The sequence below is a fragment of the Paenibacillus sp. FSL H7-0323 genome (genome assembly GCF_038002725.1).
Classification (GTDB): Bacteria; Bacillota; Bacilli; order Paenibacillales; family Paenibacillaceae; genus Paenibacillus_AQ; species Paenibacillus_AQ odorifer.
Map to the genome: position 1 here is coordinate 94,412 of NZ_JBBODB010000001.1, position 21,607 is coordinate 116,018.

At 44.7% G+C, this 21,607-nt stretch carries 25 protein-coding genes; 14 read left to right on the top strand and 11 right to left on the bottom strand.

Translation table 11 applies throughout. From position 1 onward, the window contains the following. Positions 1 to 39: 39 nt before the first annotated feature. Positions 40 to 1,425: an ABC transporter substrate-binding protein gene (locus tag MHH89_RS00465; RefSeq protein WP_038569657.1), complete on the top strand. Its 1,386-nt coding sequence runs from the start codon at positions 40 to 42 to the stop codon at positions 1,423 to 1,425. A gap of 78 nt (positions 1,426 to 1,503) precedes the next feature. Here the strand turns inward: MHH89_RS00465 and MHH89_RS00470 are convergent, their stop codons facing one another. From MHH89_RS00470 to MHH89_RS00495, 6 genes are read right to left on the bottom strand one after another with little or no spacing between them, the layout of a single operon-like run. After that, a complete protein-coding gene (locus tag MHH89_RS00470; protein WP_076124880.1) occupies positions 1,504 to 2,634 on the bottom strand; it encodes a YheC/YheD family endospore coat-associated protein in 1,131 nt (376 codons plus the stop codon). Beyond that, positions 2,616 to 3,134: an N-acetyltransferase gene (locus MHH89_RS00475; protein ID WP_341086006.1), complete on the bottom strand. Its 519-nt coding sequence runs from the start codon at positions 3,132 to 3,134 to the stop codon at positions 2,616 to 2,618. Before MHH89_RS00475 ends, MHH89_RS00470 begins: the two co-directional genes overlap by 19 nt. 26 nt (positions 3,135 to 3,160) lie before the next feature. After that, entirely contained in the window at positions 3,161 to 4,273 is a 1,113-nt protein-coding gene (locus tag MHH89_RS00480) for a YheC/YheD family endospore coat-associated protein (RefSeq protein WP_076124884.1), read from the bottom strand. Further along, positions 4,270 to 5,643: a YheC/YheD family endospore coat-associated protein gene (locus MHH89_RS00485; protein WP_036683976.1), complete on the bottom strand. Its 1,374-nt coding sequence runs from the start codon at positions 5,641 to 5,643 to the stop codon at positions 4,270 to 4,272. Before MHH89_RS00485 ends, MHH89_RS00480 begins: the two co-directional genes overlap by 4 nt. Next, positions 5,644 to 6,810 (bottom strand): YheC/YheD family endospore coat-associated protein, encoded by a 1,167-nt coding sequence (locus MHH89_RS00490; protein ID WP_076278574.1) that lies wholly within the window; start codon positions 6,808 to 6,810, stop codon positions 5,644 to 5,646. Between the two features lie 10 nt (positions 6,811 to 6,820). Next, positions 6,821 to 8,188: a YheC/YheD family endospore coat-associated protein gene (locus MHH89_RS00495; protein WP_076124889.1), complete on the bottom strand. Its 1,368-nt coding sequence runs from the start codon at positions 8,186 to 8,188 to the stop codon at positions 6,821 to 6,823. Between the two features lie 435 nt (positions 8,189 to 8,623). Between MHH89_RS00495 and MHH89_RS00500 the strand changes: the two genes are divergently transcribed. After that, positions 8,624 to 8,962, top strand: coding sequence for a YlbF family regulator (locus MHH89_RS00500; RefSeq protein ID WP_036683973.1), 339 nt, complete (start codon positions 8,624 to 8,626; stop codon positions 8,960 to 8,962). 146 nt (positions 8,963 to 9,108) lie between these two features. Here MHH89_RS00500 and MHH89_RS00505 read toward each other — a convergent pair whose 3' ends face one another. After that, entirely contained in the window at positions 9,109 to 9,684 is a 576-nt protein-coding gene (locus MHH89_RS00505) for a hypothetical protein (protein ID WP_076124891.1), read from the bottom strand. 195 nt (positions 9,685 to 9,879) lie between these two features. On the opposite strand from MHH89_RS00505, the gene MHH89_RS00510 reads away from it, so the two are divergent. After that, entirely contained in the window at positions 9,880 to 10,161 is a 282-nt protein-coding gene (locus MHH89_RS00510; protein ID WP_076281023.1) for a hypothetical protein, read from the top strand. Between the two features lie 1,202 nt (positions 10,162 to 11,363). On the opposite strand, the gene MHH89_RS00515 is transcribed toward MHH89_RS00510, so the two are convergent. From MHH89_RS00515 to MHH89_RS00530, 4 genes are all read right to left on the bottom strand, one after another. Further along, complete coding sequence (locus MHH89_RS00515) at positions 11,364 to 12,194, bottom strand: hypothetical protein (RefSeq protein ID WP_076309826.1); 831 nt, start codon at positions 12,192 to 12,194, stop codon at positions 11,364 to 11,366. A gap of 373 nt (positions 12,195 to 12,567) precedes the next feature. After that, positions 12,568 to 13,767 carry a tyrosine-type recombinase/integrase gene (locus MHH89_RS00520; RefSeq protein ID WP_341086007.1) on the bottom strand — a complete coding sequence of 400 codons (1,200 nt, stop codon included), beginning with the start codon at positions 13,765 to 13,767 and terminating at the stop codon, positions 12,568 to 12,570. A gap of 18 nt (positions 13,768 to 13,785) precedes the next feature. Continuing rightward, the gene (locus MHH89_RS00525) at positions 13,786 to 14,673 is read right to left on the bottom strand and encodes an ImmA/IrrE family metallo-endopeptidase (RefSeq protein ID WP_341086008.1); all 888 of its coding nucleotides are present in this window, start codon (positions 14,671 to 14,673) and stop codon (positions 13,786 to 13,788) included. 78 nt (positions 14,674 to 14,751) lie between these two features. Then, positions 14,752 to 15,162, bottom strand: coding sequence for a helix-turn-helix domain-containing protein (locus MHH89_RS00530; protein ID WP_341086010.1), 411 nt, complete (start codon positions 15,160 to 15,162; stop codon positions 14,752 to 14,754). 165 nt (positions 15,163 to 15,327) lie between these two features. Here MHH89_RS00530 and MHH89_RS00535 point away from each other — a divergent pair, with 165 nt between their 5' ends. From MHH89_RS00535 to MHH89_RS00585, 11 genes are all read left to right on the top strand, one after another. Beyond that, a complete protein-coding gene (locus tag MHH89_RS00535; protein WP_076316753.1) occupies positions 15,328 to 15,582 on the top strand; it encodes a helix-turn-helix domain-containing protein in 255 nt (84 codons plus the stop codon). Next, the gene (locus tag MHH89_RS00540) at positions 15,583 to 15,882 is read left to right on the top strand and encodes a hypothetical protein (RefSeq protein WP_081384393.1); all 300 of its coding nucleotides are present in this window, start codon (positions 15,583 to 15,585) and stop codon (positions 15,880 to 15,882) included. A 129-nt stretch (positions 15,883 to 16,011) separates the two neighbouring features. Further along, positions 16,012 to 16,527 carry a helix-turn-helix domain-containing protein gene (locus MHH89_RS00545; protein WP_076316754.1) on the top strand — a complete coding sequence of 172 codons (516 nt, stop codon included), beginning with the start codon at positions 16,012 to 16,014 and terminating at the stop codon, positions 16,525 to 16,527. A 9-nt stretch (positions 16,528 to 16,536) separates the two neighbouring features. After that, entirely contained in the window at positions 16,537 to 16,827 is a 291-nt protein-coding gene (locus MHH89_RS00550; RefSeq protein WP_341086013.1) for a hypothetical protein, read from the top strand. Beyond that, complete coding sequence (locus MHH89_RS00555; protein WP_076316756.1) at positions 16,824 to 17,096, top strand: hypothetical protein; 273 nt, start codon at positions 16,824 to 16,826, stop codon at positions 17,094 to 17,096. The genes MHH89_RS00550 and MHH89_RS00555 overlap by 4 nt, the downstream gene beginning before the upstream one ends. 115 nt (positions 17,097 to 17,211) lie before the next feature. Continuing rightward, positions 17,212 to 17,517 (top strand): hypothetical protein, encoded by a 306-nt coding sequence (locus MHH89_RS00560; protein WP_036679401.1) that lies wholly within the window; start codon positions 17,212 to 17,214, stop codon positions 17,515 to 17,517. A 13-nt stretch (positions 17,518 to 17,530) separates the two neighbouring features. Continuing rightward, positions 17,531 to 17,719 (top strand): hypothetical protein, encoded by a 189-nt coding sequence (locus tag MHH89_RS00565; protein ID WP_036679404.1) that lies wholly within the window; start codon positions 17,531 to 17,533, stop codon positions 17,717 to 17,719. Positions 17,720 to 17,738: 19 nt separating this feature from the next. Further along, entirely contained in the window at positions 17,739 to 18,764 is a 1,026-nt protein-coding gene (locus MHH89_RS00570) for a hypothetical protein (RefSeq protein ID WP_341086017.1), read from the top strand. Further along, a complete protein-coding gene (locus MHH89_RS00575) occupies positions 18,742 to 19,095 on the top strand; it encodes a hypothetical protein (protein WP_340395275.1) in 354 nt (117 codons plus the stop codon). Before MHH89_RS00570 ends, MHH89_RS00575 begins: the two co-directional genes overlap by 23 nt. Beyond that, the gene (gene dnaB, locus MHH89_RS00580; RefSeq protein WP_341086019.1) at positions 19,058 to 20,428 is read left to right on the top strand and encodes a replicative DNA helicase; all 1,371 of its coding nucleotides are present in this window, start codon (positions 19,058 to 19,060) and stop codon (positions 20,426 to 20,428) included. Before MHH89_RS00575 ends, dnaB begins: the two co-directional genes overlap by 38 nt. Positions 20,429 to 20,495: 67 nt before the next feature. After that, positions 20,496 to 21,578, top strand: a complete 1,083-nt coding sequence (locus tag MHH89_RS00585) for a DNA cytosine methyltransferase (RefSeq protein ID WP_341086020.1) — start codon at positions 20,496 to 20,498, stop codon at positions 21,576 to 21,578. Positions 21,579 to 21,607: the final 29 nt, after the last annotated feature.

The window sequence follows — 21,607 nt, forward strand, 5'->3', positions numbered from 1 at the left end:
AAATGAATGCGATTTCAAAAGAAAAGGGAGGCATTTTAGATGAAAAGAAATAAATGGATATTAGCTGGGGTTTCGCTGATGCTGGCTGGCTCGTTGGCCGCCTGTTCATCATCCGAATCTAATACGGAGGTAAGCAGCAGCAATACAAACTCCGAAAAAACAAAATTGGTCTACTGGACCATTGATCGTCATGATTCTGATTTTATTGAGCAAAAGATCAGTGAGTATGAAGGTCTTAATCCCAATATCGAGATTGAAATGAAGGTTATGGCAGAGAACTATACCCAGTCGGTGGATATTGCCTTCTCCAGCATGCAGGCGCCTGATATTCTCCGGGTGGATACTTATAACGTGCCAACATGGGTCAAAAGAGGGTATCTGGAATCTTTTGATAGCTACATTTCACCAGAGATGAAGAGCCGGTTCGAGAACGTACTTATCAACGAGAAAAATACCGTTGACGGCAAAATATATAGCCTTCCCAATATCGGTCAGTTCTGGCGCCTCATTTATAACGTAGATTTGTTCGAGAAGGCTGGCATTACAGAGCCGCCTACCACACTCGCAGAGATGGTCGAGGATGCCAAGAAAATTACGGCAGCAGGAAAAGACATAGGCGCTTACGGCTTCGCGGGTAATTTCAAAAGTACCAGCGGATTTGAGCGTATCGCTTATCCAATAACAACACTTAGCAAGACTAAGGGCACAGAGGGCTTCGACTTCCAGACCGGGCAATTTGATTTTAGCGTATATAAAGAGGTTGCTGAGGCGCTGCGGCAGATTAAGGTGGATGGAAGCATGATGCCAGGATCGGAATCGCTTGATATCGACCCGCTGCGTGCGCAATTCGCTCAAGGCAAGATCGGCATGTATTTCAACCATTCCGTTGAGCCGACGGTCTACAAAACCCAATTCCCAACTGAAATTCGCTGGGCAGCTGCGATTCCTCCAACCATTGACGGGGAGCAGAAGGGTGTCAGCCAAGTTATTGCAGGAAGTTATTTGGCTATGAGCAAGGATTCTAAGCATAAGGAAGAAGCTTGGAAGTTTATTGAATGGATGTACAGTGATGATGTGCAGATTGCTTACCAGGAAGCAGGGTATGGGGTTTCGGTTATTCCATCGGTTGCTACTGTTGCCAAGGCACCAGACATTGCAGGAATTGAAGATTTTCTGCCTACGAAGTTAGACGGAATTTATCCAGCGACTCCGATGGTCATTAGTGAAGGACGTCTGGAAGGACTAAAGAAGGTTGATGTCTTCAATAGATATATTTTTGGTGGTGGAGATTTAGATAAAGAGCTTCAGGACTTGAATACTCGCTATAATGCGGCACTTGAAAAAGCCAAAGCCGCAGGTGACACCGATATCGAAGCACAGCCGGACTTCGATGCAGGTTCCCTGCAGGGATCACTGGCCAAATAAATCGAAAAAGACGCCCCTTCGGCTTCGTATTAATACGAGTTAGGGGCGTCTTTTTTTTGATGACTATTAAGATAATTTTTATTCCTCAGTCGTTTTAGCTGTGCTGGGGGTTCCTTTGTTATTGTAGAGCCACAGCGCGTATTCCAGAGGGCGAATCAGGGCTTTGCGGTAAGTGGTTCCGTCACCTGATCTTGCGAACACTTCACGGGCGGGCTTTGGATTAACCTCCAGCACGTAAATTTTACCTTCGCGATCAATGGCGAGGTCCAATGCAAGCTCACATAAGGCTCCGTAACTTTCTTCCAAGAAGGCTGCGGCATCAAGACCTAACCTCTCGGCAGTCTTCATGACTTTATCGGTTTTATCCTGACTACCCAGCCATTCCTTCAGCAGCGTTTCCGCTCGAACGGCATGACCACCGCCATGAAGATTGGAGGTTACACTCCGCGCTGCACCGACCCGTGCTGCCATACCTGTGAGTTCCCAGACACCTTGCCCATTCTTTTGAACGAGCATCCGGTAATCATGGAAACGTCCGCCCGGCAGACGTAATGGGATCCCCTGTTGGATAAGGAAACGTCCGCCGATACACCATTGCCGTACGATGGAATCCAGCCGAGTAGAAGAGACTTTACGGGTGGGAATGATTCGGCGATCCTGGCGACGGCCTTGAATATCATATACCCCACGCCCATCCTTCATTTTCTCAATTCTGAGAATGCCACGTCCGCCTGTGCCGTTTGCCGGCTTGATATAGACTACTGAATTGGTTTTCAGCATCCGGCGCAGGTCGGCAGAGGACTGATAGAGTAAAGTTTCTGGCATATGTTGCCGGAAACGGCTTTTTTGTGAGAATGTTTGGTGAATGGTCCATTTGTTGCGCAGTGGACGATTCAGAAATAACAGATGATTGTAGCGTTCTCGGAAACGAAGCAGTTGCTGAAAGCGTGAGCTGCGCTGAATACGGCAACGGTCATAAATCATGTTCGGAAAAGAACGCCATTTGCGTGACCATTTTCCGCTCTTGGGATCAAAGACAAGGGCATGGATCTGCTCTTTGCTGGGATGAACATCCATGGGGGTAAACACAAAGACATCCAAGCCAATTCGTTTGCCCTCGACGATCATTCTCCGGTACACGGCCTTTTCTTCAAGCTGCTTGGCTTCGTTAATATATAAAGTAAGAATGCCTAAGACGGGCTCTGGCACAGGAGTTCACCTTCTTGTGGAGAAATAGTAGTGCTGCCGGTATGATGGAGTGACCGGAGCAGTAATGTTGGCTTGCCGGTAGGACCAGTGGTAAGTGTGTCGGCAGCAAGGCCGATATTGAAGCACATCTTTAGGCTAGCAGTATTGTCGCAGGCAACACTGCATTGCAGATGCCCGAGGCGTTTCAGCTGGACAGCCATTAAGGCAGTGCCGGTATGTCTATTCCGGTAGAAGGGGTGCACAGCGACAAGACAGGCTTCTGCACCGAAACCGGATACGAAGCTGACTCCTGCGAGCTGGCGCCCATTCTGACCGCGTACGGTAGCGACAAGCAGCGAGATACCCGGCTCTGACAACTGATCCGGTGTTAATCGGGCCAGTACTTTGCAAGCTTGGTTTGTGATTCGCTTCTCCCCATGCGCTCTTATAAACTCAAGCAGTCCAGCCAGCCGTGATTTCCACTGCTTGGCATTTGTGTCATAGATGGAGGATATCTGCATGCTGTGTCACATCCTTTTAATGATTTCTATTTAAACTGGCGCGCTAAATGCTGGCCGTAGTGAAAGATTCGCTCTAGGGACAGCTTGCGGATCGCGGGTTCATCAAATTTCATCGGCCGGGAGTTGGCCTCAAAGAACCAGAGTCCCCCATTCTCATCTACACCCAGATCCATCGACATCTCTCCGAGCATAGAATCAGAAGCTCTTTCAATTTGTCTAGCGATAAGAAGGGCGGTTGTAGGCACGCTCTTCAGGATCATGGCTGCTCTTTCGGTTCCAAATGTACTTTCCAGCATGCTGGCAGGCTCTTCAATACTACCGCCGCGTGGTACATGTGTCGTTATACTTCGGGCACCGGCGAGGCGTGCACCTATGCCAGTGACTCCCCAGCCGCCTCTGCTGTTTTTTTGCAGAAGCACCCTCAGATCAAACGGTCTTCCCCGATGAGTCGCCAGTTCAATAGCCTGCTGCACAATATAACGAGAGATTCCTTTTTCTTTTCCGATTCTTGCCCAGAGCCGGTCCATGGAAGCTGCTTTGTACGTCACATTTTTTTTGCCGCTTTGAATTTGGAGCCGGTAAGGCAAAGCGGTATCTGCACGATATTTTAAGCGCATAATTCCTTTTCCTGCTTTGCCATTCTCTGGTTTAAGGTAGAGGCTGGTATGCTGGTTCAGCATGGCAGTAAGGGTGTTTGCACTGCGTAATCGTCTCGTTTTTGGAACATGCTTTGAGGTGGAGTGCGAACCCCGTAACCATTCGAACAGACTCCATTTATTGAAAAAATATGGATTATATAGCTTAATGCCTGGATGTTCCAGGCATTGAGCTATTTTACGTACCACAGCAGGTTTTTCCTCATCCTCACGGGTGGGAATTCGGTTATAAATGATTTGTGGAAGAGGTACAGGAATGCTGTACCAGATTTTACCGCTGGACGATGGGACATATCCGTTCACCATCCGTTCCTCAAGTTTGAGGTCACGGACAGTGATGACGTAGACAAGAAATCCCATTTCTTTGCCTGTGCGAATAATGTCCCGGAAGTTGCTGCGGTTGCCATTAAATTGCCGTACTTTATCGCTGGTTGTCAGTATGGCAATAACAGGTTTTGTATCTTCCGGATTATGGGTGCTCACATCTCATCCCTCCTGCGGAATTTGCTGAGGTATAGACAATGCTCCAGAATGTGCTCGATGGAAGCTTTGCCCTCAGCGCGCAGGGAAGGGTGACGGAAGATGGAACGACCTGGTTTGGCGTTGGCCTCGAACATCCAGATGTCTTCATCCTGATCAATTCCGAGATCAAAGCCAATTTCACCGAGCAAATGACGATGCTGGACTTCTAGTGATTCTGCCAGCTTGATGGCTGTAGTCTTTGCACGCTGCAGTACTTCATCAGCTCTTGCGCCGAATACACGTCCGAGTGCTTGCTGAGGTGTAAGCAATGCTCCTCCATTTTTAAGGTGAGTGGTGACACTGCCACGGCCGGCTTTTTTAGCGCCTATGCCGACTACAATCCACTGATTACTGCCGTTTTTATGCATATGGAACCGGAAATCAATCGGGCAGCCATCTATTTCAATGAGACGTATTCCCTGCTGAACTATATAATTTTGCAGATTTTGACCGTGACGCGAACGAAGCATACGCATAAGGGCTTCAAAGGTGGTAAAGCGTAAAAGAACGTTTTTTCCACCGCGGCGGTAGCGGGCAAAATACCCCTTTTTCGGGAGATAGGTAAGCCGATAAATGCCGTGACCCAGACTTCCCGCAGAAGGTTTATAGTATACAAAATGATGGTGATCCAGCATTTCTCTCATTTTTTCCGTGGACGGATTGCTGTGGGTTTCAGGTACATATCGATTTGCCGCCCCATCATTTTCTAAAAGCTTATAGATATCGGATTTATTGAAAAAGCTCCAGTTAAAGTATGGAATTCTTTTCCGCATAAATCGTTCGCGAAGTTGGTTGATATAGGGTGAGGTCTCAGCTCTCCGACTGGGCAATCGATTATAGACAACATCAGGCAGAGGGACCATTTTTCGTTCAAACTTACCGCTTGAAGTCAAAAAATATCCATAGACCTGTTCCTGTTGCCAGTTGATGTCACGCGGCATAAAGGCAAATATATAACATTTGTTGCTGCCTTCCCGCAGTAATTGCTTGATGAACCCTGTGCGAGAACCGAAGGGCTGAGACGAGGAAGCAGGACCATCGGACAATATGCCAACTAAAGGTCCTAGCTGCACCTCGTCATTCTGTAGATTGCGTAAATAGACACCACCTGATTTCGGAACCTTGATAGCGCTTTTTACGCCTGAGGCGAGATATAGGTGATTTCCGGCGCGCTTGATGGGCTTGATCATGGTCGGGGTGGCATCTTTACCGAGCCTTAAGCGTATATTTTTTTTCCCCGTTAACTTCAAGCTTTTCATCAGTGCACCTGATACATATACAACTCTTTGGGGCTGCTTAGTGAAATGCACATTGCAAAAAGTGAGACTCATTTATGAATCCTCCTTAGGAACCATTGTTATCATTCTCCCGTTTGTAACGGAGCTGCCCGTAGATAGGGATGGTATCCGTCGTTGTGTGAGCAGTAGATGGCGCGCATAAGACAGTGGATTCTCGGCGGCGAGCTTAGCAGCCCGGCGGTCGCCCGTCAGCCGGAATACCGTGCGCCCTGGCTTGGAATTTGCTTCTAGTAAATGAATCCGACCGCTCGAATCAATACCGAAATCAAGGCCGAGTTCTCCAAGCCTGCCGCATGCAGCCTCCAGTAGGGGAGGCAAGTATGCACCTTCTGCAGCAAGCTCACGCATGATGTCTTTTCCACCCTGACCATATTCAGCAAGCAAAAAAGGCAGGGGAGAAACAGCTGTTCCGCCGCCATGCAGGTTCGAAGTCAGCGAACCTTGGTTACCCAGCCGTACGGCCATGCCGGTAAGAGTCCAGCGGCCAAGGCCATTCTTTTGCATCAATACACGCACATCGAACGGTTGCCCCTTACTATTCGTTAGGTGCAGGAAAGGCTGTATAATATAGCGGCGTGAGCCGATAAATTCATGAATCCAGTTCAGTCCTTCAGCCTGTGAGTCGAAAACATATTGAAAGGGTGTATTTGTTCCGTCACGCCCTCGTACTCTCATCCCTCTGTTCTGCAGTATGGCATGTAATGTACGTTTGCCATGGGTGCCGGCCTTGGGCTTTAGAAAGACTCCATATTCTCTTTCAGCAAGCATTGTACTTAACCTGCGGGTACCGGTATAGAGTACAGTTTCCGGCAGTATTGCCGCTGCTCTCCGGTCGCGCTTCAATATCTCATGTACACCCCATTTATCTGGCAAACCTCGAGACCAAGGCAGGGAACGATGAAGAGTAGAGAGAGCAGCGGAAGCTTCTTTTCTTTCTTTAGGACCTTCGTAAAAGCAGCGATTATAGACAATATCTGGCGGTGAAGAAGTAGTATTCTGCCAGCTTCCATCTTTCCAGGTATAGCCGGTAATGGAGGAACCGTCTGCCGCTACTCCGTCTGGATGAAATACGAGGACTTTTAGGCTGTATAGAGGAGCTGCCCGGCATAAATGACTGCAAAACTCTGGCTCGGCGATCGGTGGATTCCCGTTGCGGCGGCCTGTCATAATGCCGAGGAACCCCACTTCTGTTTCAGTCATCGTGTCCTCCTTATAAACCGGCCAAGTAGCGGCAATATAAAATCATTTGCTTGACGGACGGTCTTATTTTTTGATCGTTTAACGGTGTATTATCGTTCTTGGAGGGCTTGGAGTTAACCTCTAAGAGCCATATTCGTCCTGATTGATCCAGTGCCAGATCGATTCCGAGCTCTCCGAAATGAGCGGGGATAAAGGTTTCGACCCCTCTTGCAATGGCAAGTGCTGCTCTGGGCAGCTGAAGCTGAACGTTTTCTTTTGCGCCCGGAGGAAGACTGCTCTTGCTAACCGCTTCTTTTACAGTGCTGAGACTGCCACCTCTAGCTAAATTAGACACGAAGTGATTGCTTCCGGCGGTGCGGGCGACAATGGAGGTAACCCCCCATTTTCCGCTGCCATTCTTCTGAACAAGTGCCCGGAAATCTACAGGCCGCCTTCCTAGCTCCATCAAAGGCAATCCCTGCTGAATCTGGTATCGAGTAGTCTTCATTTTGGGAGCGATGGACTGGTACAATTTAGCGAGAGTGGTGTAGCTTTGCTTGCGTGTACCTATGGAGGTAGTAGACAACAGACGGTAACCTCCGCCTTCTTCTTTAGAGATACGAAGTATGCCTTTGCCGAGACTGCCTCGTACAGGTTTCAAAAATACACTTGGGTAATGGCTGCACATCTTCTTCATTACGGCAAAGCCGTTCAACGCATGCGACTCAGGTAAATACCGCTGCAGGGAAGGGTCTTGCGCTAAAGCTTCAAATACCTCTGTCTTGTCAAGAAATTTTTCGTTGAAGAAATGCGTTCCATATCGTGATTTTACATCCGCCAAAAAATGCTGTACGCTAGGTTTATTCTCCACCTTTCGCGTCGTTAACCGATTGTTGATTACATCGGCAATGGGCAGACTCATTTTTCTCCAACCCTCGTTGTATACCCAGCCCTGAATGGAAGAACTGCGTGTTTCCAGCGCTTCCGGGGTAAAGAAATATACATAGGCGCCTTGTGTGTGGCAGGCATTTGTCAATTCCCGGCAGAACATGGTAATGGGTCCAAACAACCTGTCGAGATTATCTGGATGGTCACGACTGACGAGCACGCCGATCAACGGTCCAAGCCGCAAGGTGCGGCTTACAGAGCTGTAAGAAACGTTGAGGGTTTGTCGGTGTTTCCATCCGGTCCGCTGCGCCAGTCCTTCGCTTACACGCAGGATGTCGGATTTGGGAGCCGAGATAATGGTAACCTCCTGCCGGAAAGAGCCGAATGCCAGCTGGAGTGTTCCGTGAGACGGGATTTTGAGTCTTTTCATGGATTTTTCGCCAAGCATTATAGCGTTTTCCTGCAGGATGCCCGAGTTGACCGTATGGACCGGGATCTTGAATTGGGACATCGTGGATCTCCTTCCGGTAGGCAGCATGATGCCGGCAATTTGGTAGCTAAGGGTTACATATCATTCATCATATGGAGACAGATGACCCTTGGTGATTGACCTAATCGCTAAAAACCTTGCCCAGTCATTTCATAAGCTCGGCCCAAGAAGCGAAACAAGTATGGAATGAGCGAATATTGGAAACTAAAGCAGCGTGAATTCAGGAAGCGGCTGCTAACAAAACTTAAGCGTATGTTTTCGGAGTGAGTTTTTAGAGCAGAGTAGATTCAGGAAGCGGCTGTTAACAAAACCTAAGCGTAAGCTTTCGAAGTGAGTTCTGTAAGAAGACGATAGGAAGTGTACGCTAACAAAACTTAAGCGTAAGCTTTCGAAGTGAGTTTTGTACGAAGACGATCTGAGGAGTGTACGCTAACAAAACTTTTAGGAGGAATCATAATGAGCATTCACGACAAAGCACATGAACTGGCGAAAGCCATTAAAGAGAGCAGCGAGGTATCGGATATCAGAAATGCCATGAAGGTCGTAGAAACAGATCCTGAAGCGAAAGCGATGCTGGACAATTTCCGCCAAGGTCAGATGGAGCTGCAACAACGGATGATGAGCGGAGAAATGCCTCCACAGGAAGAAATGGAAAAGATGGAGAAGCTGTTCGAGGTGCTTAACTTGAATCTTGGCATTCGTCGTCTGTTCGATGCGGAACGCCGTCTGAGCGTTGTAATCGAGGATGTAAATAAAATTATCACCGAGAGTTTGTCTCAATTGTACGGCGAATAAATTTCAACAATGAAAATCAAAAGAGGGTGTTCCCGAAGCCGGTGGCTCTGGAAACACCCTCTTTCTTGTGGCTGTGACTATAGGGCTAGCCTAAGTTCAAGCTCGACCCAATCTCAACCCAACCCCAACCCAACCCCAACCTCAACCTAATCTTGTTTACCTTCGACTGCGCAGAGAAGAATACCAGCTGCCAAACCTAAGCGGCGATCAAGCTTGCCTTTTCGATCCTCCGAGAAGTCAGCCATAATTTTGGTGACAAATGGATTGAAATTTTGCTTGAATGCAGGGATCGTAGTATCATCCATCTCGATATTATATTTCTGCGGAATAATAGCGATGAAGCGGCGCAGTAGAGCCATCGCGGTGCTGTCTTCCTTGATTTTTCCGATTTCCTGATCATGACGGTCAAGAATAATCCATTCATCCTTCAAAATAGATTTGAGACCCTTACGTCGAAAAGCACCAATATGCTCACCGGACTCTGTATCGTGTACATCATAAGTAGCACTAAAATCGACCACGTTGCGGGCTTTTATGCGCAGAAGCTCCTTCTGCATGGACTCATCCGTATAAAGTGCAATGTCTTCTTTAAGCTTGAACGCTTTCATTTGCGAATAGAGCACAAGCTGCTCAGAGCTATCAAAAATATGAAGTTTCGCACCCATGATCGAAAATACTTTTTTGCGAATTATGTATTCGGTATGATTATAAGCTGCATTCAATTCAAAAACGCCTCCCTAAATGAAATCATCATCTCATATATAAGCATCTCTTGCTATATAAATGCTAACCTTTTATACAAAATTTTGAAAAGGTATATATTTTTTAATGGACTTGTCTCATATTACGGGCCTCATGTTCATAGAGTAGAGATATAGATTCAATCGAATATCCTGTCTACGAAGGAGCTGTTATTAATGAGAAAAAGAAACAAGTTCAAACACGGTGTCTATTTGTTGCTGGCGTTGGCCATGCTTTTGTATGCACTGCCGAAGCTTTCGCTTGCGAATGGACCGAGCTGGGTGTTTGGTTTTGGAGTCGTCTGGTCACTTTTTGCGTTTATGGTCATTGCGGCACATTTGCATTTTATTATCGGGGTTGATGAAGAAAAGTCCAAACGTTTGGAAGCTGTGCGAAAAGCAAAGCTGGAGCAATGGCAGACAAAGTGGAATGAAGAAACTAGAGTTTCGCAAAGATAATAGAGTTGGCATCGGATACTAAAAAGCTAGATTAGCTTCAGGTCTCTCGAATAAGCGCGGCAATCGTGCGAAGAGAGGCAAAAATGCCTTAGAATGCTGCGGAAAGCGTAGGAGTGGCGCGAAGAGAGGCAAAAATGCCTCAGAATGCCGCGAAAAGCGCAGAAGTAGCGAAAAGAGAGGCATAAGTGCCTCAGAATGCCGCCGAAAGCGTAGAAGTCGCGAAAAGAGAGGTAAAAATGCCTTAGAATGCCGCGGAAAGCGTAAAAGTGGGGAAAAGAGAAGTATAAATACCGTAGAATGCCGCACAAAACACCAAAGTAGCCAAAAGAAAGGTATAAATACCGTAGAATGCCGCACAAAACGCGCAAGTAGCCAAAAGAAAGGTATAAATACCGTAGAATGCCGCGCAAAACACCAAAGTAGCCAAAAGAAAGGTATAAATACCGTAGAATGTCGCACAAAACGCGCAAGTAGCCAAAAGAGAGGCATAAATACCGTAGAATGCCGCGCAAAACGCGCAAGTAGCCAAAAGAGAGGCATAAGTGCCTCAGAAAGTTGCGGAAAGCGCGGCAATGGTGCGAAGAGAGGCAAAAATGCCTTAGAATGCTGCGGAAAGCGCGGCAATGGTGCGAAGAGAGGCAAAAATGCCTTAGAATGCTGCGGAAAGCGTAGGAGTGGCGCGAAGAGAGGCAAAAATGCCTCAGAATGCCGCGAAAAGCGCAGAAGTAGCGAAAAGAGAGGCATAAGTGCCTCAGAATGTTGCGGAAAGCGCGGCAATGGTGCGAAGAGAGGCAAAAATGCTTTAGAATGCTGCGGAAAAGCACAGAAGTGGCGAAAAGAGAGACACAAATACCGTAGACTGCCGCGCCAAAAGACACACTCATACGAAAAAGCCCACTAGCCTAAGCCAGTGGGCTTTAATATGCCCCTGCATTGCTAGCAGGGGGCTAAATGTTATTTTCCACCCGTAAAAGGATTGATCTCATTCGTGAGATCTCTTCCAGTCCTTCTTTTCTTCTGCAGATATCCGTTTACCGAGAGCCGCGTAATACCACACTGCAGGAACGAGAACCGCGAGTATAACAAGAAATTGCATAAGCTCAGCTCCTTTCACGTCGATATTATAAACTTTTTTTCTGATCGTAGAGAGGATGGATATGATCCTACCATCATCCCACCCACTTGTTGCAAAAACAATCCGACTACTTTTTACTGACCGAGCATTCTACTTCAAATACATAACTGGCGCTTCCCTGAGGCCATCTTGCATGGATGATATACAGATGTCTGCCGCTACCTGCTGCGAGTTGAAAACTATTTTTGTCCACGGAAAGGGCTTCGTCCGGTCGTTCCTCACGGGGAAATGAAGCCATAACCTCTATCTCTTTGGGTGCATATGAGAACTCGAGTTCTACCCGATCACCGCTGATGGCTTTAGGATGTACCTTTTGTTTGGAAACCAATTCATCGTAAGAAGCCATATCCACACATACGCCTTTGCCATTGTCGTTCCAGCAATAAGAGCCTTGAATAGCCTCGAACCGCTCACCGCCAACAGTAACTTGAACACTTGGGGGCTGTGGGTTAGCAGTGTCTTCTGATGAAATCTTATCTTTAAAAGTTGATTGAAACAAGTCCAATAGATCTTTTTTGCTGGTATCTGACAGACGATAGTGGCCCATTTGTCCGGATTTAATGAGTAACCCACTGTTACTTCCGCCGATCCAAAAAGAGAACTCATAACTTATGCCATCCTTCATGTTCACAGTGGTGCTGTAATCGCTGGGAGCAATATCTAGTTGTCCTCTATCATATTCAGCAGTAGTTATGGCTTGAACAAAACGTTCAAACGAGGATGGATCCGGAATAGTGGCCATGGGCTGTTTTTTTTCAATTAAGTTGATAGAAACTATATTATTTGCATCCAACTCAATCTGGCCTGCTTGTTTTACTTCGTTTCCCGTATTTCCACAGCCGACCAGTCCTATAAAAAGCAAAGTAATAGTAAGTAGTAATAAAGCGGTCTTGTTCATCTCTTCAATGCTCCTTTACACATTCTTTAATTCTCAGACTATAAAAAAGAGGAAAAGGTTGCTAAATAAAGGCAGCGAATGTTTAAGGTCAGCTTAAAACGCATCAGAGATATTCAGTTTCAAAAAATTCGATTTTAAGGTGGTTTTCAAACTTACTATGTGGCAATACCTACCTTAATCGTAGATTGTGTAAGGAGAGTGAAATTCGAATTCGAAGCTTATGAATCGGTTGTACTGAGCCATTCTATCCGTGTATAATAGGTACAATTATACACGAAGGATTAATAAATCCTTTAAGATACTGGTATTTCTAACTATTTTATAAATGAAATCATGTGATGAATAACGGATAAATAACATTTCTTGCAAAAAATTAAAAGTCCAGAACATTCCCGAACTTTATCTTTACCTTTTCTCCAGCACTCTGCTTCATTTTACTGGTGATATGAGTATATATCTTTAATGTCGTCTTTGGACTTTCATGACCGACTCTTTTCATAATGGTAGGCAAATCTACTCCGGCTTCAGTCAACATGCTAATGTGTGTGTGTCGAAATATATGAGGTGTAGCTGGCTTGGTGATGCTAGTCATTCTTAGTAATGTTTTCATTCTATCTAAGAAGGCTTTTTGAGTATAAGGATATCCGTTAGAACGACAAAAAATAAAATCTCCATTATGAAAATCTGAATAATGCTTTTTATATTCTCTGTGAATTTCATTTTGCTTTACTTTAAATTTTAATAACATGTTAATAATGGATGGGTCTAAATCTATAGTCCGAACTGATCCTTTTGTTTTGGGAGGGGTTAATCGGTAATCTAGCATATTGTTATGAGGATTGTATAACGTTTTTGTGACTCTGATTTCATTTGTATCTTTGTTAAGATCACTCCACTTCAATACACTTGCCTCCCCTGGACGTAGACCGCTAAAAGCCATCAGATAGAAAAACTCCTTATCTCGTTCCTTTCCATGTTCACGAGCAGCCTTTAAAAATTCTTCCAGTTCATGTATTTCTAAATATTTATCTTCTAATTTATTTTTCTCTATATCCTCCACCGTTTGAACTTTGGACGGTATTACAACTCCCGTGCAAGGATTGTCCAATCTAAGTTTATTTTTGATCGCGTACTTCATAATCTGATTAGCAGTACTATGTACACCTTCTATAGTGCTTCTTGTATAATTTTCATTAAATATTTTCTTAATCACTTTCTGGTAATAGGCATGAGTTACCTTTTCGACTACCAAATTAGCCATGTACTTATTCAGAATAGCTATCTGACTCTCTCGAATTCTAACGGTGCTTTCTTTAACCTCACCTAAAGCATATGTCTCCAGCCAGTCAAGAGCTATTGTCATAAATTTGGCTGATTTTGCTTTCTTTGCGTCTAGTCCAAACTTCAACGCCTCTACAGCGTCTTGAGCGCGCTTTGATGCTTCTCCTTTAGTGTCCGCACGGCGAGAAACTTGTCGTCGCTCACCAGTAGACGGGTCTGCTGGTCCCTCCATGACACACAGCCATTTGTATCCTTGTTTATTTTTTGCGGGTATTTTCTTTAAGTACGCCAAAAAAAAACGCCTCCTTTACTAAAAATTTATAGCATCTTCTATAGCTTCCATAGGTAGATACAAACGCGAAACTGCTGTTCCGTGGCGCCAAGCTACCCTAGACAGGTTAATGGTTACATATCCTCTGCGGCTAGGAATGGAGAGATCTCCAGTGAGCACAGTTGCAAATTCTCGGGAGGTGTGTGAAGGTAAGTCGCAGCTTTCATAATTTCTATCAACCTCAACGTCTAGTGGTTTGTCCCAGTCGAATCCCTCAGGATGTTCGATGATGAGTATTTCTGGACGGGAACAATCTCCATCCCAATTGTAATATGCTTGGATGCGAGTTTCTGATCCAAATCCATAAGTTGAGTTATTAGAACCTTCAGTTGATTCACAGATAGTTTCTTCAGATGCAGAAATATATTTGAATGTGGACAAATATAGCCCCTGCCTTATTCGATCCTCAATTTGTTCAAATCTCTTCTTCGCAAAATTTAGTGGAACTTTAAATTCACGAGATAAATATCCAATTGCTTCGGCTCTATTTGAAGGAAGGCTTATTTTTTCGATCATAAAGAAAGGAATAGCAGCGTAAAAAATAAAACGATCTGCTTCAATCTCTTGTGCTTTTGTAAATTGTTCTGGCATCAATAATTGGTTTCCAGCATGTCGGAGTAAGTGACAGAGTTCATGAAAAAACTCAAGACGTTGTGATTCTTCCGAAAGGCGATTGTCAAGAAACATACTGTACACCCCATTAGAAACCTCGATTCCTTTGCTCTTCTTATTATGATAATGAATCCAAACATTGAATTTTTTTGCTAACAATTCAATAGATAAATGTGATGGCTCCATGATGTTATGGCTCTGATATAATTCAGAAATCTTTTTTTCAAGTGGGGGAGTTTGGTAGTTTTTAATCATGTTATTCTCCTTGTATGCGATCATATGTTCTGATTTATATTAAAAAGAAAAGCCATTTCTGGCTAAAATTTCTTTTGGTCATTTTTCTCCTTGGACATCTCCAGGCTTACGGCCTTTCTCTTTATCCTGGAGTATCTTAAATATTTCCCGCATTTCTTCGCGTCGTTCTTCGGGGGCGCTTAAATAATCTCTAAAAAAGATACCATGTTCAGGGTTGTTAATGAAATCCTCAAACTTGGCTTGTTCTTTTTTTTCTAAATCACCCTTATCCAGAGAAGATCCTTTATTGTTTGTTCTTCCAAGGATGTAATCGCCCGAAACATCAAAGAAATCTGCAAAGGAGTTTATTTCACTGTCTGCTACAGGACGTCTACCGGATTCTATTCTCGAAAGAACACTGTTGTTAATGCCGATTCGATTAGCAAGTTCGATTTGGCTTAAATTTCTTTCTTCTCTCAATTGTCTAATGCGATCTCCTGAAATCGACATCCCAGCCACCGCCCTTTATTTCTGTTTTAGCAATATGATATTAACACTTTTCTAAAATAGAAAAAACATTTTTGCTAAAACAACAAAATATTATTGACATTGCTATTTTAGCAATGTATATTTAATGCAAGGCTTTGCTAAATCAGCAAAGAACGGAGGTGCAAGATGGGACATCTAAATCTATTATTTATAAAAAAACGCCGTCTAGAATTAAACTTATCACTTCAAGAAATGGCGGAGTCACTAGGTTTTAAAAATGCTTCAACATATATGAAATATGAGGAAGGTACTTACTCCTTTAAAGCCAACCACTTGCCGATTTTAGCAAATAAACTCGATGGAAAAATTGAAAATTTTTTTATTGATAACTTTGCTGAAATAGCAAAATTAGAACATTCCGCAACTAAGGAGGTTGTCTAAGTGGCCATTGTTCTTATTGAAACCAATGAACTTGAAAAAATCATTAACAAAGCTATCTCTACTGCTTTAGAAGGCCAAAGTAGCAATAACTTACCTCCACTTCTAACCAGACAACAATTCATGGAATTGCTTGAGATAGGAGCAACGAAAGCCGCAGAACTTTTCAATCGGCCCGGATTCCCTGTCACACGGGAATTTGGTAATCCCCGAGTAATCACCCGCCTGCTTCTTCTGTGGGCAGAGGAAAACAGTGAATGGATGAGCCAGCATGCCAATGTAAGCTGGAAGTCAGCGATTTAAAACCCGCCGCGACATAACGGTTGCGGCGGTTGAGGGAATGTGGGCAAGGGGAATTGCTTAATAAAAGCATACATCATTCCCTTGTCCAATAGCACCTAACTAATTTGGACAAATAAGGGGGCAATAAGTGTGGCAGTTGGACATTTTCCAGGAGCACTTCAAGAAGTGCTTAAAAGAACAGGCGATTCATATCAAAAGGCTGGACGAGCTGCACATGTTGACGGTTCGCAGATAGGGAAAATCATAAATGGTACTCGCAAGCCATCTAAACCAGTAATGCAGGCTGCGGTTAGACACTACGATGATATTCGGTTGATTATTGGCGCAGCAGAAGAGGTTACGGGTGGGGCATGTGTACCTTACTTAGATGGCGCTGACTTACATCCAAGTTCAACATACATAAAAACAATCGAGGAAATCCAAGAAGCATTACTGGCTTTACAGTCAATTCCAATCACTAAGAGATTAGACCAGTTGACGCCTGCTGATCATGAGAACGTCAAAAATGGACTAATGGAGCAAATCGAAGCCATAACGGCACTTACACATAATGCAGCAGTCCTTTGTCGGAAATATGATATTTCTTACCTTGGATTATGGGCGGATCATCGGAATGAACTGAGACAAAAAAAATATATGAATTGAGGTTTTTTTATGAGAATCGAAGATTTGGAAGATCAAGCGCGGTTTGAAGCTAAGAACGCTAAGCGTAATCTGAAAATGATAAAACGCCAAGCAGAACATATTGATCCGATCAAGTTAAAACGAAATATTCGTTGGCTAGAAATGCTGATCTGGTTGCATGAATGTGAAATGCATCATGCTAAAGAACAGCATAAAAAAGCCCGCCTGGCACGGCGGACCTCATTGAGAACCCGATTAAAGTTTCTCGTTGCGTCTATTTTACGCGATGCCCCTAGTAAAAGCAAGGAGGGAACAGCTTGAGTGAACAAGACGAAATTCAATTTGCTAAAGCTCTTGCTGAATTGTATGTGAAACGCAGAAACGAGTGGTCATCTGCTATAGACCACGTACTGAAAACGGAGATTACCGCTGCAAACAATCAGGTCATGAGTTCTGTAGAAAATTTTTATCTTGCAGACAGGCAACAACAAAAAGCTTCGGGCAGGTGGAATCAGATTGTTGAAGTCGTAGAGTTTCTACCAATGAACATCAAAACACTCGTAATGCAAGAAATAGACAGGATCAAATGATGAAGGGCTTCGGCCCCTGTCTTGGAATGTCGGACCTTAGAAATAACCTTCCTCCGTCCGGGATTCCAAGATGCGGCTGACGCATCACAATTTAATTTGAAAGGGGAATGGCATTATGATACCTGATCACTTACTTCAGGATCGTTACTGGCGGGGGCTGCTTCATATCTTTATGAATCATAACAAGCTTAAACAATTATTGTCGAAACCGGAATTTGTTGATTTTGAAGAACTTACTGTCCACGTGGATGAATTGATTAAAGCTTCAAAAGGTTGGAGTCCTTCCGAGAGATTTATGCTCACATGTGCTCTTCATTTATTCAATGGCATCAACAAAATTGATCTTTCACAGGCAGACCGTTTAGATGACAAGAGTACAGCAATCCTGCGAGAAGCTCTGCAACTTCGCTTAGCGAGATAAGGAGGCGATTGATATGCTTCTTGTTCTCAAGGGTGATACAGTCCTAACAAGCTGTGGCCTGTCCGGTGAGGTACTGGATATATGGGGCATTGCCCGACCTTGGGCTAAGCTTCGAAAGGACAATGGAGAATTAGCATTCATCCTGCGTACGAATGTCACAGAAATTATAAATCGCCCCAAACCGAAGAAGGGAAAACGATGATTATAACAGAGGTGAGCTTATGCCAACAGATAGCTTTCCTTTTCCGATCTTCTCCGGGTTATTTTCGCCGCAACACTATGAAAAAATAGGATCGGCGATATGGCTATTTGCTTGGTGTGTTAGCTCCACGACTAAGGAAGTCGAAGAGGACGGAACAGTTTGGGGACTTGTCCTGGGTGGCAAGCCGATGAAGCTTTCTGAAATCGGTGAGAACTTTGGGGTTACCGATAAAAGCATCAGCAGATGGATAAATGATCTCCAGAACCACGGTTACATCCATATCACTAGAGCGCCCCGGGGTTTGATCATAAAGGTTAGAAAGTCCAAGAAAGGCATATTGAAGAGATCAGACAAAAATGTCCGTTCGCAGGATAATGATCAGACAGAAATGTCCGTTCACAGCGAAAGTGATCAGACAATTTTGTTCGATCAGCCCGACAGTGATCAGACATATTTGTCCATTCACAATGACAGTGATCAGACATATTTGTCCGTTCACAATGACAGTGATCAGACAAAAATGTCCGATCATGAAGCGATTTTAACGAGTGATCAGACAATATTGTCCGATGCAAAAGATATTAAAGATCTTATTACTACTACTACTATTTTAGAAAATGAGTTTTCAGAAGAAATTAGCCCAGATCCTAAAACGGACGGGATGATCGCAATTTTAAATGCTTATTGCAAATTGCATGATAAGTTCGACATTCACGTCTCCACAAACGATCGCGAAGCCATGGGTAAGATGGTCGCCGCAGGGATGCCAGTACCCTTTACCATCACAACTATGGAGAGCCAATACAAGGCAAAGCGAAAACGCGAGGGAGAAGATTTCGAGCAGCCAAACAGTTTTACTTATTACGTGAAAGGCTTGAAATCAGCATGGCGGAACGCTAACAAGACTACGAAGCCTAAAGGGTCAATAACCCAAACACCAATGCCAGCACCGCCGCAGCGACTAACCAAGCAGCAGCAAGAGCTTGCAGACCTTAAACGTCGAGCAAAGGAGGCAAAGCAGCTTGAAGAGAGCACAAGTTATTGATCTACTCATTAAGCTCAAGGAAGAATACGCACATCAGATTGATACCAGTGACACAGAAATAGACCGGCTCCACGAGAACCTTAAAGATTTCCCATTTGACGTAGCCTGTAAAAACGTGGAGCAGCACATGCTTACAAATCCGTGGCCGCCGAAGATTGCACAGATCCGTGGAGGTTTGGGTGATTTACGAGATCAGCGAAAAGCCAAGGATCAGACAGCGGAGTATTTTGCAGAAAGGGACAAGGCTCAAGCTGCTGCTAAACCTATGCCCGCCGGATGGAAGGAGGAACTTTATGCGCGACTTAAATCGGGAACAGCCGCACGACATTGAAGCCGAATGGTCTATCCTTGGAGCGATCTTGATTGATAACACGGGAGAAGCGATAGATAAGGCGATTTCTGTTGCACCGGAAGTATTCTATGATCCGATGAATCGGACAATCTTCTCAGGAATGGTGGATCTTCACAATGCCGGTGAAGAAATTGATATTCGCTCTCTTACAGGGATAATGCTTCAGCGTAAGAGCCTAGATAAGGTTGGCGGCGTTCATCATCTTACCCGTATAGCCCGTTCTTCTCCAACAGCAGCGAATATCGAATATTTTATTGGCATCATAAATAGCAAATTCACCTTACGTCAAGCCCTGAAGGATGCTCATGCACTCATTGATATGGTGTATGAAAGCGAGGATGCCGATAGTGTCGTGTCCTACGCTCTCACCAAGTCAGCCGCACTTTCTGATCAGTCTGTCTCAAAGCAAGATTTTAAATCCACCAGAGTAATCGGAATGGCGCTGATTGATACGATCGAGCAGCGTGTCAGCAACCGACTCAGTGGAACCATTAGCGGGAGAGAGACCGGATTTGTGGATTTGGATAAGCTGACAGGTGGATTTCAAAAGCAGGATCTAATTATAGTGGCAGCTCGTCCATCCGTTGGTAAAACGGCATTTGCCTTAAATATTGCTCAAAATGCGGCTGCGATATCGGATGATCCGATTGCAGTATTCAGCTTAGAAATGTCAGAGCAGCAGCTCATGCAGCGCATGGTCTGTGCTGAGGTTAACCTCGACGCTAATGATCTGAGAATGGGCGATATCACTAGTGACGATGATTGGGGCAAGTTGACGCTTGGTATTTCTTCACTTGCAGACAAGAACATTTTTATTGCTGATGATCCAGTTGTCACTGTACATGATATTCGAGCCAAGTGTCGGCGTTTGAAAAGAGAACAAGGTCTTGGAATGATCATCATTGATTACCTGCAGCTGATCCAGGGAAGTAGTGGAAAGCGTGGCGAGAACCGACAACAAGAGGTTTCTGAAATTTCCCGAGTGTTGAAGCAGATTGCCCGTGAATTGGATGTGCCGGTTATCGCTTTGTCCCAGCTCAGTCGCAAAGTTGAAGAACGTCAGGACAAACGTCCGATGATGAGTGACCTTCGTGAATCAGGTTCAATCGAACAGGATGCTGATATTGTTGCTTTCCTTTATCGGGATGATTATTACAACCAGGAGTCCGATAAGAAAAACATTATCGAAATTATCATATCTAAGCAGCGTAATGGTCCTACTGGAACGGTTGAACTTGTGTTCCTCAAGAATTTTAATAAGTTCGTGAATTACGAACGGGCGCATGCCAATAACTTGCCGCAGCCAGCCTGAAAATATTGAAAGCCGGGCATTGGTGCAGAGTAGACACTTACCGTTTATCAGGAAGGGAAAACAGCAAATGAGAAAACTCAGCCTATTTAGTGGTATCGGCGGAATTGATTTAGCAGCTCACTGGGCTGGAATGGAGACAGTGGCATTTTGTGAAAGAGAATCGTACCCAGTTAAGGTGCTGCAGAAAAACTTCCCAGATATCCCCGTATACGATGATGTATGCACGTTGACGAAAGTGAGGTTGATAGAAGATGGAATCATTGGAGATGGGAGAACAATTGACATTATTTCCGCCGGATACCCTTGCCAGCCTTTTAGTAATGCCGGGAAGCGAGAAGGCAAAAATGATGACCGCCACCTCTGGCCAGAGGTTAAGCGCCTACTGGAAGAGATCAGACCCCGTTGGTTTGTTGGCGAAAATGTTGCTGGGCACGTCACATTGGGGCTCGACACTGTGCTTTTTGACTTGGGAGACATCGGGTACACCTGCCAATCGTTTGTTATTCCGTCTAGTGCCGTCGGCGCCCCACACCGAAGAGACAGAGTCTTTATTTTGGCCTACACCGACAGCCTCGGAGACAACGGCAAGGGAGAACTTGAAATTGACGGATACAGGAAGAAGGGTATGCAAGAACGGAAGCAGTCACAGTGTAGATCTGGCAACAACAGTGAAAATGTGGGCAACGCCGCAAGCGAGGGACTTCAGGAGTGGAGACAATCCGAATGGGAAGAGATCCAAAAGGAAACGGGAACAAGGTTGGAGTCAGAATTTGAACGATCAAGTAAAGATAAAGATGTGGCCTACCCCTCAAGCATCAGACAACAGGGACAGAGGGAATCTTTCCAATCCATCCATACAACGAAGAGTGGAGAAAGGGAAACAAGTAAACCTATCAATGTGCGTATCAGAAACAAGTGGTCAACTCAATCCGAATTGGACAGAGTCCTTGATGGGCTTTCCGCAAAATTGGACGAACATAGATGGCCTGCAGGATTAGGCGCAGAACAATATGATTGGGAACCACCAAGAGTAGCAACGGGAGTTAAGGATCGGGTAGGAAGACTTAAGGCGCTAGGTAACGCTGTGAATCCACATCAAATCTATCCGATCATGGCTGCTATAAAAGTAATAGATGATCAGATTACTTAATGCGCCGTTCGAAGAAACTGCGAAGGAGT

What these genes read in the sequence shown, in the direction of transcription:
- dnaB (WP_341086019.1), top strand. Translation starts at nt 19,058, where the DNA reads ATGCGCGACTTAAATCGGGAACAGCCGCACGACATTGAAGCCGAATGG.
- MHH89_RS00530 (WP_341086010.1), bottom strand. Translation starts at nt 15,162, where the DNA reads ATGTCGATTTCAGGAGATCGCATTAGACAATTGAGAGAAGAAAGAAAT.
- MHH89_RS00535 (WP_076316753.1), top strand. Translation starts at nt 15,328, where the DNA reads ATGGGACATCTAAATCTATTATTTATAAAAAAACGCCGTCTAGAATTA.
- MHH89_RS00565 (WP_036679404.1), top strand. Translation starts at nt 17,531, where the DNA reads ATGCTTCTTGTTCTCAAGGGTGATACAGTCCTAACAAGCTGTGGCCTG.
- MHH89_RS00515 (WP_076309826.1), bottom strand. Translation starts at nt 12,194, where the DNA reads ATGAACAAGACCGCTTTATTACTACTTACTATTACTTTGCTTTTTATA.
- MHH89_RS00495 (WP_076124889.1), bottom strand. Translation starts at nt 8,188, where the DNA reads ATGTCCCAATTCAAGATCCCGGTCCATACGGTCAACTCGGGCATCCTG.
- MHH89_RS00525 (WP_341086008.1), bottom strand. Translation starts at nt 14,673, where the DNA reads ATGATTAAAAACTACCAAACTCCCCCACTTGAAAAAAAGATTTCTGAA.
- MHH89_RS00550 (WP_341086013.1), top strand. Translation starts at nt 16,537, where the DNA reads ATGAGAATCGAAGATTTGGAAGATCAAGCGCGGTTTGAAGCTAAGAAC.
- MHH89_RS00560 (WP_036679401.1), top strand. Translation starts at nt 17,212, where the DNA reads ATGATACCTGATCACTTACTTCAGGATCGTTACTGGCGGGGGCTGCTT.
- MHH89_RS00585 (WP_341086020.1), top strand. Translation starts at nt 20,496, where the DNA reads ATGAGAAAACTCAGCCTATTTAGTGGTATCGGCGGAATTGATTTAGCA.
- MHH89_RS00490 (WP_076278574.1), bottom strand. Translation starts at nt 6,810, where the DNA reads ATGACTGAAACAGAAGTGGGGTTCCTCGGCATTATGACAGGCCGCCGC.
- MHH89_RS00510 (WP_076281023.1), top strand. Translation starts at nt 9,880, where the DNA reads ATGAGAAAAAGAAACAAGTTCAAACACGGTGTCTATTTGTTGCTGGCG.
- MHH89_RS00485 (WP_036683976.1), bottom strand. Translation starts at nt 5,643, where the DNA reads ATGAGTCTCACTTTTTGCAATGTGCATTTCACTAAGCAGCCCCAAAGA.
- MHH89_RS00500 (WP_036683973.1), top strand. Translation starts at nt 8,624, where the DNA reads ATGAGCATTCACGACAAAGCACATGAACTGGCGAAAGCCATTAAAGAG.
- MHH89_RS00475 (WP_341086006.1), bottom strand. Translation starts at nt 3,134, where the DNA reads ATGCAGATATCCTCCATCTATGACACAAATGCCAAGCAGTGGAAATCA.
- MHH89_RS00465 (WP_038569657.1), top strand. Translation starts at nt 40, where the DNA reads ATGAAAAGAAATAAATGGATATTAGCTGGGGTTTCGCTGATGCTGGCT.
- MHH89_RS00570 (WP_341086017.1), top strand. Translation starts at nt 17,739, where the DNA reads ATGCCAACAGATAGCTTTCCTTTTCCGATCTTCTCCGGGTTATTTTCG.